1 pseudogene is annotated in these 391 nt (G+C 37.1%); it reads right to left on the minus strand.

What is annotated here, in order from left to right:
• Positions 1 to 391: pseudogene (locus CRV02_RS14695) on the minus strand (DNA polymerase III subunit alpha); the annotation flags it as partial.

The following is a 391-nucleotide window of genomic DNA, read 5'->3' on the forward strand; positions in this document are numbered from 1 at the left end:
ACCCTGTATCTTTGAGTCGTTTTGCAAGGTCTTGCCTGCCCGCTGATTCTATCTGTAGTACTCCACTTGTATTAGCTGTTTGGATGAAGTCATAAACTCCTTTGTCATTTACGGCTGTTGTTAAGAAGTCAACTCTTTTTCCATGTCTTTTGTCAATAAGCTTATTTGCTTCTTCAATAACTGTTATGGTCTTAAGACCTAAGAAGTCTAATTTGATTAAGTCAACATCTTCTACATATTTACCATTGTATTGTTTCGCAATTGTATCTAGTCCAGAAGGCTTGAATAGTGGTGTTTTTTTCCATAATGTTTCATTGGAAATAACAACACCCGCTGCTTGAGTACCGGCATTTCTATTTAGACCTTCTAAGGCTAATGCAAACTCCCAAAC

The sequence above is a fragment of the Arcobacter sp. CECT 8989 genome, from assembly GCF_004116715.1.
Lineage (GTDB): Bacteria > Campylobacterota > Campylobacteria > Campylobacterales > Arcobacteraceae > Halarcobacter.